The sequence below is a fragment of the Flavobacterium algoris genome (assembly GCF_048158525.1).
Classification (GTDB): Bacteria; Bacteroidota; Bacteroidia; order Flavobacteriales; family Flavobacteriaceae; genus Flavobacterium; species Flavobacterium algoris.
The window spans coordinates 19,281-34,377 of the sequence record NZ_JBLNKT010000028.1; the positions used below are offsets into that span (position 1 = coordinate 19,281).

7 protein-coding genes and 1 tRNA gene are annotated in these 15,097 nt (G+C 34.7%); 7 read left to right on the top strand and 1 reads right to left on the bottom strand.

The features are described 5' to 3' along the window. Positions 1–18: 18 nt before the first annotated feature. Positions 19–92 (top strand) — tRNA-Thr (locus ACM55I_RS13240). A gap of 132 nt (positions 93–224) precedes the next feature. Here ACM55I_RS13240 and ACM55I_RS13245 read toward each other — a convergent pair. Further along, positions 225–2,633 (bottom strand): S9 family peptidase, encoded by a 2,409-nt coding sequence (locus ACM55I_RS13245; RefSeq protein ID WP_416847309.1) that lies wholly within the window; start codon positions 2,631–2,633, stop codon positions 225–227. Positions 2,634–2,918: 285 nt separating this feature from the next. Between ACM55I_RS13245 and ACM55I_RS13250 the strand changes: the two genes are divergently transcribed. The 6 genes from ACM55I_RS13250 to ACM55I_RS13275 all read left to right on the top strand — a co-directional run bounded on the left by ACM55I_RS13250 (position 2,919) and on the right by ACM55I_RS13275 (position 15,090). Then, the gene (locus tag ACM55I_RS13250) at positions 2,919–3,926 is read left to right on the top strand and encodes a 3-oxoacyl-ACP synthase III family protein (RefSeq protein WP_416847310.1); all 1,008 of its coding nucleotides are present in this window, start codon (positions 2,919–2,921) and stop codon (positions 3,924–3,926) included. Between the two features lie 250 nt (positions 3,927–4,176). Then, positions 4,177–5,139 carry a type I phosphomannose isomerase catalytic subunit gene (locus ACM55I_RS13255; RefSeq protein WP_416847311.1) on the top strand — a complete coding sequence of 321 codons (963 nt, stop codon included), beginning with the start codon at positions 4,177–4,179 and terminating at the stop codon, positions 5,137–5,139. Between the two features lie 256 nt (positions 5,140–5,395). Then, the gene (locus ACM55I_RS13260; protein ID WP_416847312.1) at positions 5,396–6,406 is read left to right on the top strand and encodes a LacI family DNA-binding transcriptional regulator; all 1,011 of its coding nucleotides are present in this window, start codon (positions 5,396–5,398) and stop codon (positions 6,404–6,406) included. Positions 6,407–7,066: 660 nt separating this feature from the next. Next, complete coding sequence (locus ACM55I_RS13265; RefSeq protein WP_416847313.1) at positions 7,067–10,138, top strand: SusC/RagA family TonB-linked outer membrane protein; 3,072 nt, start codon at positions 7,067–7,069, stop codon at positions 10,136–10,138. A 17-nt stretch (positions 10,139–10,155) separates the two neighbouring features. Beyond that, positions 10,156–11,694: a SusD/RagB family nutrient-binding outer membrane lipoprotein gene (locus ACM55I_RS13270; protein WP_416847314.1), complete on the top strand. Its 1,539-nt coding sequence runs from the start codon at positions 10,156–10,158 to the stop codon at positions 11,692–11,694. A 102-nt stretch (positions 11,695–11,796) separates the two neighbouring features. After that, the gene (locus ACM55I_RS13275; protein ID WP_416847315.1) at positions 11,797–15,090 is read left to right on the top strand and encodes a VCBS repeat-containing protein; all 3,294 of its coding nucleotides are present in this window, start codon (positions 11,797–11,799) and stop codon (positions 15,088–15,090) included. Positions 15,091–15,097 lie beyond the last annotated feature (7 nt).

The window sequence follows — 15,097 nt, forward strand, 5'->3', positions numbered from 1 at the left end:
TTGCACCCGTAATGAGTCGCCAGCGTAGCTCAGTTGGCTAGAGCAGCTGATTTGTAATCAGCAGGTCGTGGGTTCGAGTCCCTCCGCCGGCTCTTTAATAAAACCATCTAATACTTTTAGATGGTTTTTTGTTTTTATTAAAAAAAAGGCAATATTAAATTTAATTCAAGGTTAAAAAAACCGTCTCAATACATCGAGACGGTTTTTTTATTTTAGGATCAAAATTAATTTTTTAAATATTTTTCTAAAAACTGGTCTTGTTCCCAAAGCAAATGCAAAATATTTTCTTTTGCTACATAACTATGTGCTTCTTTTGGTAAAATTACCATTCTTGCCGGTGCTCCTAATCCCTTTAAAGCCTGAAAATAACGCTCGGTTTGCAATGTAAAAGTCCCAGGATTGTTATCTGCTTCACCATGAACTAAAAGTATTGGTGTTTTCATTTTTTCGGCATTCATAAAAGGAGACATTGTGTTGTACACTTCAGGAACTTCCCAATAATTGCGTTGCTCACTTTGAAAACCAAACGGAGTTAATGTTCTGTTGTATGCACCGCTTCGGGCAATTCCACAGGCAAAAAGATTAGAATGGGTCAGTAAATTAGCTACCATGAAAGCACCATACGAATGTCCTCCAATAGCCACTTTTTTCTTGTTGATATAACCCAAAGCATCTACTGCGTTGATTGCTGCTTCGGCATCATCAACTAATTGCGGAATGAAATTGTCATTGGGTTCTGTGGTTCCTTCTCCAATAATAGGAAACGAAGCATCATCGAGTACAACATATCCTTTGGTTACCCAATATACAAAGGAACCATAATAAGGGAATGTAAATTCATTTGGGTTTTGATTGCTTTGTCCCGCACTGCTTTTGTCCTTGAATTCAGCTGGATAAGCCCAAATCAATAAAGGTAATTTCTCTTTTTTTACTTTATCATATCCTGCGGGTAAATATAAAGTACCAGATAATTCCACACCATCTTTTCGTTTGTATTTGATGACTTCTTTACTTACATTTTTAATGCTTTCAAATGGGTTTTTGAAAGCGGTAATTGGAGTCAGGCTATTTTTTTGTTTGATGTTTCTAAAGTAATAATTTGGATATACACTTTTAGACTGAATCTGAACCAAAACTTTTCCTTTTTTGAAATCTTCAATCTCCAGTAAATCTTCTTTTTTGTCTTTGTAAAGCGAAGTATACAATCGTTTTGATTGTAATGTTTTTAGATTAAATTCATCGATAAATGGAAACTGTCCCTCTTTAGTATAGCCATCACCTATGCGGAAAGCATTCCCGTTTTCTATAGCTAAAACATATTTATTGTATTGGTTTTTCTTAGTTTCAAAGGTTCCTGGATCGGCATAAATGTCTTGAGAGTTTCTATCCGAAATTACTATTGGTTTTTGATTTAAATCAGATGGATTTATTAAGTAGGTTTTTGTGTTGCGAGTATCGTACCATTCATCTGAAACGATGGCAACTGTATCATTACCCCAAATTATATTACTATAGCGTTGAGGTGTTTTTATTAAAGAAGTCGCTTCAGTACTAAAAGGTGCTTCCCAAAGGAATACTTCGTCTCTGAACGCCAATTTGTTAGCCTGATCCCCTTCGTCCAGTGCTACAATATATGATAATGTTGCTGGTTTGTCATTTCTCCAAGCCATTTCTCTTTTTCCTTTTCGAACCGCCATGAAACCTTTTGGCATGATTTCATTTAATGGCACTTCATTTACCGTTTTTACCGGAACACCATTTTTATCATAAACAACTGTTTTCAATGGGAAACGACCTAGCGGAACAATGTATGAAAATGGTTTTTGAATGGTAGTTAGCATTAGATAATTACCATCTGGAGAGAAACTTTCTCCGCCATACATATCAGCATTTTTGAATAAAGTCGTTGTACCATTGAGGTTTACTTTGTACAATTCAGAAGTGATTATGTTTTCAAAATTGATTTCGTCATTTTTGTTTTTCAACATATCCGGATAGGTTCTGTTTTGTGATTTTGAACCGTCAGCATTAGAAATAATTGGGCCTGTTGGTAAGTCTTTTTTGGAGTCCAAAAGTGCAGCTCTGTTTTTTGGTAGCATTTTTACCAAAATGGTTTCGTTATCACTGAACCAGCTAAATGGATTTCCAAGATTAGCATTTACAGTTGCTTCGGTTAATTTTGTTGCTTTAGCGGAAGCTACATCCAAAAGCCAAAGTTCAACACCTGTATTAATTGTATTGGAGAATAAAATCTTCTTGTCGTTAGGTGACCATGATATATTACTGATGCGAGGATTTGTTGGTAAACCAGTAACCTGTATTTCATTTTGACCTTGTATTTTACGCAATTTTAGATTGGTAATGTAAGTAACTGTACTTGAAATATTGGTTATGGGATTGATTCTTAAACCGCCTAAACGCAATTCTTCCTGGTTTAAATCGTCTAACGTTTTATAGGTATTTCTATAGGACAAAAGCATGTATTCTTTTTTGGTATCCATAGATACAGAGGGTGCTCTTTGATAATCGGCTAAATCCAAAATTGATTTGGATGGTTTTTGATAGGTTAGATTTTCTTGTGCGAAACCGGCTAAACTAAGACCCAGAAATAATAAGGTTATTTTTAATTTCATGTATAAAGATGGTTTTAATTGATTTCAAAGTATAATTATTTGTCTAAATTTTCTCCGAATTGTTACATTTTAAAAAAACGTAACTTTTTAATAAAATGCCCTAGCCCTGATGGAAGCGGCATCCTTTTATTCTCGTTTTTTTACGAGAATAAAAGATACAGCGTATAGCAGGAAATAGCTCCTGAAAAAATAATTGCATATTACCAAAAAAGTAGTAATTTGTGGTCTAATATTTTAGAGTATATTTAAATTTACAGCCTTGATTTTAATAAAATAACAAAACATATGTACCATTCGAAAATAGCAGGATTAGGATTTTACGTTCCTTCCAATATAGTTACCAATGATGATTTATCTAAAATTATAGATACGAATGATGAATGGATTCAGGAGCGTACGGGTATTCAGGAAAGAAGACACATTATACGTGGGGAAGATACGACGACTTCGATGGGAGTGAAAGCGGCTGAAATTGCGATTGAGCGTTCCGGTGTTGCAAAGTCAGCTATTGATTTTATAGTTTTTGCCACATTAAGTCCTGATTACTATTTTCCTGGACCAGGAGTTTTAGTTCAACGTGATTTAGGTCTTAGAACTGTAGGTGCATTGGATGTTAGAAATCAATGTTCCGGTTTTATTTATGCGTTGTCAGTTGCTGATCAATACATCAAAACGGGAATGTATAAAAATGTTTTGGTAATTGGTTCTGAAGTCCATTCAACCGGATTGGATATGACGACTCGAGGCAGAGGTGTTTCTGTAATTTTTGGAGATGGAGCAGGAGCAGCTGTTTTGAGCAGAGAAGAAGATTTGACTAAAGGAATTTTATCCACGCATTTGCATTCAGAGGGGCAACACGCCGAAGAGCTAATTGTGAAAGCACCAGGAATGGGAGGACGCTGGGTTACTGATATTTTAGCCGATAATGATCCGGATGATGAAAGTTATTTTCCTTATATGAATGGGCAATTTGTGTTTAAAAATGCAGTTGTTCGTTTCAGCGAAGTAATAAATGAAGGTTTGCAAGCAAATAACTTGCAGGTTTCAGATATTGATATGTTAATTCCGCATCAGGCGAATTTGAGAATTTCCCAATTTATCCAAAAGAAATTCAATCTTACGGATGAACAAGTGTATAATAATATTCAAAAATACGGTAATACAACTGCCGCTTCTATTCCAATTGCTTTGACAGAAGCTTGGGAAAAAGGAAAAATAAAATCAGGAGATACAGTAGTTTTGGCTGCTTTTGGTAGCGGATTTACTTGGGGAAGCGCTATTATTAAATGGTAATGAATCATTTATTTACCGATTATAAACGTATTATTTTAATAGAAGAAAACCCGAAGTAGCTACTTTGGGTTTTTTTGTTATTGTGAATTCTTAAGAAATAAATGGAGTCTTAAAATGATTTATTTTTTGATGATGTTTAATTTCGAATTCAGTTTCTTTGATTTACAACTATTTTTATATATTTGCTAAATCGATTTAGCAAAATTGATTTAACTAGAATTATAAAATGATAATCATATAAAAAAGCAAAATGAAATTTTATCCATTACAATTTTATCCTATTTTAAAAGAAAGAATTTGGGGCGGTGAAAAACTGAAAACGGTACTTCATAAGCCAATTAAATCAAAAATAACGGGTGAAAGCTGGGAGTTATCCACTGTAGAAGGTGATGTGAGTGTCATTGCTAATGGAGATTGGAAAGGGAAATCGTTGACTGATATTATCAATGAATGTCCTAATGAGATTTTAGGAACAGAGGTTCATGCTCAGTTTGGAAAGCAGTTTCCGTTGCTTTTTAAATATTTGGATGCCCGTGAAGATTTGTCCATACAAGTTCATCCTAATGATGAGTTGGCCAAAAAGCGTCACAATTCTTTTGGAAAAACGGAGATGTGGTACATTATGCAAGCTGATGATGATGCTCGAATAATTGTTGGCTTTAAAGAAAAATCGAATGCCAGCGATTATTTAGAAAATCTAAAAAATAAAACGGTACTTTCTATTCTGGATGATGTAAAAGTAAAGTCTGTTGATGTTTTCTTTTTGGAAACAGGAACGGTTCACGCTATTGGTGCGGGATTAGTTGTTGCCGAAATTCAGCAAACTTCTGATATTACGTATCGATTGTATGATTTTGAGCGAATTGATGCTAGTGGTAATACTAGGGAACTACATGTTGATTTGGCTTTGGATGCGATTAACTACAATGTGGTAGAGACTCAAAAAGAATATACTAAAAAGGTAAACGAATCCAATACTGTTGTAGACTGTCCTTATTTCACAACTAATTTCATTCCGTTAGATGGGGCAATTACCGTTTCTAAATCTGGGAAAAGCTTTACGGTATATATGTGTGTGGAAGGAACATTTGAAATTGAATATAACAATTCAAAATTGCAATATAAAAGAGGGGATACAGTTTTAATTCCAGCTGCTATGAATGCATTTGTTCTCCAAGGAAAAGCTTCCCTTTTAGAGGTATTTATTTCATAAGTAGTTATTCTTATTGAGTGAAGTTGTTTTTTATCAGATTGAAATTTGTTGTGAGTCTAATTTTAATGCAAATTTATTTATTATTCAGATATAGGGATATCTCTGTAGATATCCTTAAATACTGCGTATTTACTGGTTTATTAACTTTATAAAAATAATTCTTTTATAAAAATATTTACTAAAACGATTTTGTAACTATTTTTATATATATTTGTCACATAATTAATAACAGTTTGATATAAAATTAACACGCTAAATGAAAAAAATCACCATTAAAGATATTGCCCTGGAAGCTAAGGTTTCCATCTCTACCGTATCTTTTGTCCTTAACGATAAGGGTGAGAAAATGAACATTAGCAAGGCTGTTATTAAAAAAGTACAGGAAGTTGCTGAAAAGTTGCATTACAGGCCTAATATGATTGCGAGTAGTCTTCGTACAGGAAAGACAAGATCGATTGGTCTTATTGTGGAGGATATTTCGAATCAATTTTTTTCTGATTTGGCAAGGGTAATTGAGGATGAGGCAAAAAAACTGGGTTATAGAGTTTTTTATTGCAGTACCGGTAATGATGATGATCGTTCTGATGAGCTGATACAAAGCCTTCTTCAGGCTAATGTGGATGGTTTTATTATTACTCCAACGGAAAAATTGGAAAAAAGTATCGATCACCTGATTAAATTAAAAAAGCCTGTGGTATTGATTGACAGGTATTTTCCAGGGCAAAATGTTAGTCATGTTGTTATGGATAATTATGAAGAATCTTATTCCGCTACACAATTTCTTATAAAGAAAGGGCGTCGTAGTATTGCTTTTGTAAATAACACATCAGGAATGATTCAGATGCAATTGAGGGAAAAGGGCTATGTTGATGCGATGAAAGAGGCAGGACTCTACCAAGAATCCCTTATTCTTCATTTAGAATATCATAGTAATGAAGATGCTAAAATTGCAGCTATAGTTCATTTTTTTGAAAAAAATACTGGAATTGATGCTGTTCTTTTTTCAGCTAACTATATGGGACTTGCCGGATTACAGGCTTTTCGTAAAATGGATTTAGAAATACCAAAGGATTTATCTGTTATTAGTTTTGATGATCATTATAGTTTTAGATTACATACACCATCAATATCTGTTATTGAGCAACCTATTGATGCTATAGCTGTAAAAGCTGTAGAATTGCTTATGGATCAAATGATAGACGGTAGGGATTTTGTAATAGAGAAGGTACTTCAAAAAGGGAAGCTTCTCATAAGGGAATCTGTATAATTTAGATTAGGGCTATTCATTTTATTGCAAAAAATGAAAAGTTCGTTTTTTTTTATCATTTTGCTAAATCGATTTAGCAAAATTAATTAAAACTTTACTCGAAGGGTAAGTGATTTAGAAAATGAAAATGTAGCTGATTTTCATTTTAATTATTAAGTTGGAATAGTTGTTTCAAGCAATTTTATAAGGAATTGGAATAATTATTTAGGAGTTTAAAATGCTACATTTTTTTGTTAATTATAAAATCGATAATTGCTCTATTCGGTTTTTGAATGATAAAGAGGAAAGAATAGTAGTTGTGAATTCAGTATGTTTTTTAATCATAAAGTCGATAATTGCTCTATTCGCTTTTGATTAAAAGACAGGATAGTTTTAAAAGGCAGTGAATCTGCACGCTTTTTTTATTTACGAAATCGATATAGTTACTCGATTCGATCCTTGTTTAATAAGAATAGGAAGCTATTTTGAAATATTGAAAATATAACAAATGTTTTTTCTTCTAATTATTGAATCGATTTAAACCATCGATTTATAGTATTTAAAGTGCAGGAAATTAGAGTAGGATTGGAGAATTTATTTCAGTCTTATTTTGAAATTGAGTTCTTATTTTTTTATTAATTTTTTAAAACAAAACCAAAAACAAACTAAAACAAATTGCTTATGAAACGAATTTTAGCAGTGTTAGGATTGGTTATGCTCAGCTGCTTTGGCGCAATAGCACAAAATCGATCCATAACAGGCGTAGTCGCAGATGCAGGAAACAAGGGTATTGTTTCTGCAACCGTAAAGGTAAAAGGGAAATCCATTAGTACAATAACAGATTCTGACGGGCACTTTGCGGTCATGGTGCCTTCAGGTAAAACTACTCTGACTGTATCTTCTATAGGATTTAGTTCTAAATCAGTAGATGTTACTGAAAATGAAAACAATATTACTGTTATACTGGCTTTAAGCACACAAGAGCTTGGAGAAGTAGTTGTTACTTCCTTAGGAGTAAAAAAACAAAAACGAGTACTAGGTTATGCCGTTGGTCAGGTAAAAGGGGATGATTTATCTAAAGCAAAAGAAATCAATTTAGGAAATGCTTTGCAAGGTCGAGTGGCTGGAGTAAACGTTTCCGGAACTGCGACAGGACCAGCAGGTTCCAGTAGAGTAGTAATTCGTGGTGCTACATCAGCATCCGGTTCTAATCAACCTTTGTATGTTGTGGATGGAATTCCAATAGACAATACGCAACAAGGTAACGCTGGACGTTGGGGTGGAGCTGACAAAGGAGATGGTTTATCTTCTTTTAACCCAGATGATATTGCTTCAGTATCTGTTATGAAAGGAAGTGCTGCTTCTGCATTATACGGATATAGAGGATCGAATGGGGTTATCCTAATTACCACTAAAAGAGGGAAATCAGGACACGGAATAGGAGTAGAATATACCTCAAACTACACTTTTGAAAAAGTATTTAAAACTACCGATTGGCAATATGTATATGGTTCAGGAGACAGAGGGCAAAAACCAGCTAATTTAGCCGATGCTCAGGATTTATATAATTATTCTTGGGGAGCAAAATTAGATGGTTCTCAGGTGCTTTCTATCGATGGTTTGATGCATCCTTATAGTGCTCAAAAGGATAACATGAAAAACTTCTATAACAATGGTACGACTAATTCGAATACTATTGCATTAACTGGTGGAGATGATAAAATCAATTATCGATTTTCATTAGGAAATGTTGAGAATAAAGCCATTTTGCCTAGTGCAGGTTTCAATAGAAAAAATTTCACTTTATCGTTGAATGCAACTCCAAATGACAAAATTACTTTGGAGACCAATGCGCAATATGTTATTGAAGGAGCAAATAACAGACCTTTTCTTTCGGATTCACCAAAGAATGCGAATCTATCCGTTTATCAATTGGCGACCAATACAGATGTTAGATGGTTGCAACCAGGGGTAGATGCAAATGGATTTGAAGCGAATCATTTTGGGGGTAATATTTATTCTCAAACGCCATATTTCGCTACAAATTATGTTAAGAATTTTGATCGTAGAAACCGATTTATTGGTTCTTCCAGTATTACTTACAACTTCAATCAAAATCTTTATGCAAAGGGTAAATTAGGGATTGACCATATTAATTATGAATATACTGATATCGAGCCTACAGGTATAGCTTATAATCCAAATGGAGGAATGAATGTTATTCAACAAACCAGATATGAGTATAATGCTGAGGGAATCCTTGGATATAAAAATACCTTTTTGGATAAATTTGAAGTCAATGCTTTTGTGGGAGCAAACCGTCAGCATAATCGCAGCAAAGGAATCAACCTTAGCGGTAGTGAATTTATTGTGCCTTTTCAATATTTTTATGGCAACCTGAAAAATAAATCTTCTAATGAAAATTTTGCAGAAAGTGAAGTGAACTCCTTGTTTGGTTCTGCCGATTTGAGTTATAAAAACTTGTTTTTTGTAAGCTTTACTGGACGTGAAGATTGGTTTTCTACTTTGAGTCCAAAAAACAATCACACCTTTTATCCTTCGGTTAGTACCAGTTTTATTTATTCGGATGCTGTCAAATTGCCAGATTGGTGGAGCTACGGTAAATTCAGAGGTGGTTGGGGTAATGTAGGAGGTGCTTTGCCAGATGCCTATGCTTTAGTTTTAACATACAATCCAGTAGGGCAAGGTTATTTTGGACAACCATTGGTTGGAACAAATGGAAATACTATACCTAATGGAAATTTACAACCATATAATGTAAGAACTATAGAATTTGGTACAGAAAACTCTTTCTTTAAAAACAGATTGAGCTTAGATGTGACTTACTATAGCAAAACAACCACTAATGATATTGCTGATGCAAACGTTTCTATTTCATCAGGTTATAATTCAACAAAAATAAATGTAGGTGAAATTTCTAATAAAGGGGTAGAACTACAAATAAGCGGAATCCCTTTTAAAACAGAGCATTTTACATGGAATACTGGTTTTAATATGGGGTATAACCAAAGTAAAGTAGTAAAACTTTCGGATGAACTTAAGTCTAAAACTTTGGCTGATAATAGAGATGGTAATGCTTTTATTGTTTTAGAAGAAGGGCAACCGTTTGGGATTATAAAAGCATATAATTATGAAAGAAATGCAAGTGGAGCTTTGGTATACAATGCTGATGGTACTTTACGCAGAGGTGAATTAGTAACTGCAGGTAAAGGTGTAGCTCCATATAGTATGGGCTTTACCAATGATTTCTCTTATAAAAATTTCAGATTATCAGTATTGATTGACGCTAAATTTGGTGGTGATGTATTTTCATCCAGTAACTACTTAGGATATCGTTTAGGATTGCACAAAGGAACATTGGAAGGAAGAGAAGATGGAATTCCGGTTAATGGTGTAGATGTAAATGGAGCTCCGGTAAATGTAACTGCAAATGCACAGGATTACTGGAGAGCATGGGCACGTGGACAAACAGCTAATTTTGTTTATTCTTCTGATTTTATCAAGTTGAGATCGGTATCGCTAGGTTATGACTTTCCAAAAAGTTTCCTTGGAAAATCACATATCGAAGGGGTAAATATTTCTTTCGTAGCTCGTAACTTACTTAGTCTTTATAGTAAGGTTCCTAATGTTGATCCTGAATCAAATTATCAAAATGGTAATGAACAAGGACTTGAAAGAGGTGGAGTGCCTGTAACCAGAAGCTTTGGGTTAAACCTGAATGTTAAGTTTTAATAAAAAAACATACGAAGATGAAAAATAATTTAATAAAGTATTTAAGCGCTGGTTTAGGATGTATTCTAGTGCTTACTTCCTGCGACAATGGGTTTGAAGATTTAAATAAAAACCCTAATGCCTATGTAACCCCTGATGTAAATTCCGTTTTTTCTTTATCAGAAGTGTACATGAATGGACAAGATTATGAAAATCATAGAGCAAACTTGATTTATGCGAGTGCTATGGTTCAACATTTAGGTTCATTTGCCTATTCTGGTGATAAATATTCCTATTCAACCGAGTGGTCTGGAGCTTTTTTTGGATCAACTTATAGCAACGGAATAAAAGAAACATCACAATTATTAGCAACCATTCCGGATACTCCAGAAAATGCGAATAAGAGAAGTGCTGTTAGAATCATTAAAGCATATTTATTTCATCGTTTGACTGATTTGTACGGAGATGTTCCTTATTTTGATGCAGGTAAAGGATATACTAATGTAATTCTGAAACCTAAATACGATAAGCAACAAGATATTTATAACGATCTTTTAAAAGAATTAGATGAATCAGCTCAAGCTTTAGATGCAAGCAAACCCTTTTTTACTTCTTCAGATTTGTTTTATTCGGGAGATGTTGCTAAATGGAAAAAGTTTTCTTACTCTCTAATGCTTAGATTGGGAATGCGTCTTTCTAAAGTAGATCCTGCAAAAGCACAACTTTGGGTTGGTAAAGCAATAGCTGGGGGCGTTTTTCAATCCAATGCTGATAATGTAATTTTAAATCATGCTACTGGACCTGACGGCGTAAACAGAAATCCTTATACAACTCCTTTTTTACGTGAAGATTTACAAGAAGGAAATGGTAGTACAAAACTTGGTAAGACATTTATTGATCAATTGCAAAACACCAGTGATCCGCGTTTGCGTATCTATGCTCGTATAGAAAGCACGAGTGATAATACACCTGCTAGTCAAAAAGGATTACCTAATGGCTATACTTCAGGAACAATCACTACGCATCCAAGCTGGACTGCGGCAGGAATTAAAGCGTATTCTGATCCTAATACCTTGACTATATTGCGTCAAGATGCCCCAGATATTATTATGAGCTATGCCGAAGTACAATTTTTATTAGCTGAAGCAGCTGTAAGAGGATGGGATTCAGGAAATGCACAAACCTATTACAACAATGGAGTAACTGCTGCCATGCAAATGCTTACTGTATATGGAAATGCCGTCGCTCCTGTAAGTAATATTGAAGTTACTGCTTATTTAGTTGCAAATCCTTTTATGACTTTGGGTACAACTGCCGCTAAATTAAATCAGATAGGAACACAAAAATGGATTGCATTATTCTTCAATGGATTAGAAGCATTTGCCGAGATTAGAAGAACAGGTTATCCAATTATAACACCTGTAAATTTTCCAGGTAATTTAACTGGAGGAACAATGCCAAGACGCTTAATTTATGATGAAACGGAACGTGTTAATAATACTGCTAATTATAATACTGCTATTACACAACAAGGTACGGATGAATTCACTACTAGAGTTTGGTGGGATAAGCCTTGATTTTAAAGGAATAGTTTAGATAAAACTTAATCTGAGTCGGGTAGTAAAACCTACCCGACTTATTTTAAATTAAGCTATCGGTATTAATAACAACAAGAAAGTATGAAAAAGTTTTTGTTACCTATTGGGATTGGTTTACTGTTCTTTTTACCTGTTTTTTCGCAGCAGACAAAATTGTTTTCTTTGCTCCCTGCTGAAAAAACTGGAATTACGTTCAATAACCTTTTAAAAGAAACACCGGAACTTAACATTATAACCTATGAATATTTTTACAATGGCGGTGGTATAGCTGCCGGCGATTTTAATAATGATGGATTAATAGATCTGTATTTTACCGCTAATACCCAGCCCAACAAATTATATTTGAATAAAGGAGACTTTAAATTTGAAGATAATACAAAAAGTGCTGGAGTAGACGGGCATAAAGGATGGAAAACAGGTGTAAGTGTGGCAGATGTTAATGGGGATGGTTGGCTGGACTTGTATGTTAGTTATTCCGGCGATACCGAACCTGAAAAGAGAAGGAACCAGTTGTTTATCAATAATGGGCCTTCTCCCTCTGTCAACGGTGAAATTACATTTACAGATAAAGCTGTAGAAATGGGAGTTGCTGATTCCGGCTATTCTACCCAAGCTGCTTTTTTTGATTATGACCGTGATGGTGATTTGGATCTTTTTGTACTAAATCACAATATTAAAGAATTACGGAATTTTGATGCTGCTTTTGTCAAAAAGATGGTAGACCCTGATGCAGGTGATCGACTTTATCGGAATGATAACAATCATTTCACAGATGTAACTCTAGAAGCTGGTATTATTTCCAATCCACTGGGATATGGGCTTTCAGTTATTGTCAGTGATATTAATAATGATGGATGGCCAGATTTATATGTGTCCAATGATTATGTGGAAGAAGATTATCTCTATATCAATAATGGAGATGGAACTTTTACGGATCGTTTAAAAGAGCAAATGGGACATATTTCTAATTTTTCTATGGGAGCAGATATTGCGGACATTAATAATGATGGATGGCCAGATATTTATACGCTGGACATGTTGCCGGCAGATAATAAAAGGCAGAAATTATTATACGCTCCAGATAATTATGAGCTTTATAACAACACCTTACAAAATGGGTTTTACCACCAGTTAATGCGTAATATGTTACAGGTAAATAATGGGAATAACACTTTTAGCGAAACGGGACAATTAAGCGGAATTTCTAATACGGATTGGAGTTGGTCAGCTTTGTTTGCTGATTTTAATAATGATGGTAATAAAGATCTTTTTGTTTCCAATGGATATGGAAGAGACATGATAAATCGCGATTTTGCAAAATTTTATGCGAATGAACGATTGAAATATTTACGCGGAGAATCTGGAGAAAGAATGTTTCAAATGCTGAAAGGAATCCAGTCTACACCACTTCACAATTATATTTTTGAAAACAAAGGAAATCTTCAGTTTAAAGATTGCTCCATGGATTGGGGACTCGAAAATGAAAATTTTTCTCAGGGATCAGTTTACGCGGATCTTGATAATGACGGAGATCTTGATTTGGTAATAAATCGGATGAATGATGTGGCAGCAATTTATCGCAATAATGCTGTTGAAATGAATAATACGGGGAATTATATTAACGTAGCATTACAAATGCCGGGGCAAAATAGAAATGCTTTGGGAGCAAAAGTAAAAGTGTATACCCCAAAAGGAATCGTAACACAGGAAAATTATCCGATACATGGTTTTCAAAGTGCAATGCTAGAACCCTTGCATATTGGTTTGCCTTCTGCGACAATTGATTCGATTGCTGTTTATTGGCCGAATGGCAAATTGGAGACGCTTAAAAATAACACCGTAAATCAAACGATACATGTTACATATACTAATCCAAATCGTATTTATTCTGCTCCAACTAGTACTTCAACTGTATTTTCTTTAGCAGATGTTTCTGTTCCTTACAGACATACTGAAGAGGAAACGAATGATTTTAAAACACAGCCTTTAATGACCAATATGCTTTCGTATAGCGGACCACATATTGCCAAAGCAGATGTGAACAAAGACGGGCTGGAAGATATTTTCATTGGCGGAGCTAAAAATCAGGCAGGGCAGTTATTATTGCAACAGCAAAATGGAAGTTTTATTCGTTCCCCCCAAAAGGCATTTGAAGGAGACAGCCTTTCTGAGGATGTAGATGCATTATTTTTTGATGCCGATATGGATGGAGATATGGATTTGTATGTCGTAAGCGGTGGTTATGCATTTGATGAAAATGACGCGGCTTTACAAGACCGAATTTATATAAATGACAACGGTACTTTTGTAAAAAGTCAGGGCGCTTTACCAATAGAAACAAGTAATGGTTCTTGTGTGAAACTAGCGGATGTAGATGGTGATGGCGATCCTGACTTATTTATAGGTAGCCGTATTATTTCGGGAAAATATCCTGAAGCACCCGAGAGTTTTTTATTATTGAATGATGGAAAAGGGAAGTTTACGAATGCTATTGCAACAGTAGCACCTGGATTGCAACGGTTAGGGATGATTACTGATGCCATATGGATGGATGTAAATAAAGATGGAAAACCGGACTTGGTTGTTTGTGGGGAATGGATGAAAATATCTTGTTTCGAAAACAAAAATGGTCAGCTTATCGATGCCACTCAAAAATATTTCCCCACTGCTTTATCTGGTTGGTGGAACCGATTGGCTTCAGCCGATTTAGATGGTGATGGCGATTTAGATTTGGTCGCTGCAAATTGGGGTACCAACAGTCAAATCAAGGTTAGCAATACGGAACCTGCAACACTTTATTATGGTGATTTTGATAAAAATGGTTCTATAGATCCCTTTTTATGTCAATACATTCAGGGCAAATCTTTTCCTGTGGCGAGTAGAGATGAATTGACAGATCAGATGGTGAGCCTCCGACAACGCTTTCCTACTTATGATTCCTATTCAGAAGCAACTATCAATGAAGTTTTATCACCAGAGCAATTGCAATGGGCAAAAGTTCTGAAAGCGGATTCTTTTGAAACAAGTTGGTTCGAAAATAAGAATGGTACTTTCATTCCACACAGTTTACCCATGCAGGCAAATTATGCTCCTGTTTATGCTATTGCCATCGCAGATTATAATCATGACGGTAAAAATGACATTCTATTAGGGGGAAATATAGAGAAAACGAGAATAAAAATTGGAAAAATAGATGCTAATTATGGTGTTTTATTGACAGGAGACGGAAAAGGAAATTTTACTTATATGCCTCAACTAAGTTCTGGGTTGAATGTGAAGGGCTGCGTAAAGGATATTATTTCTATAGAATCTAAGGGTGAAAAAAAGGTCTTATTTTCTATCAACAATCAGCTTCCTGCGGTTTACAAATATTAATATATCC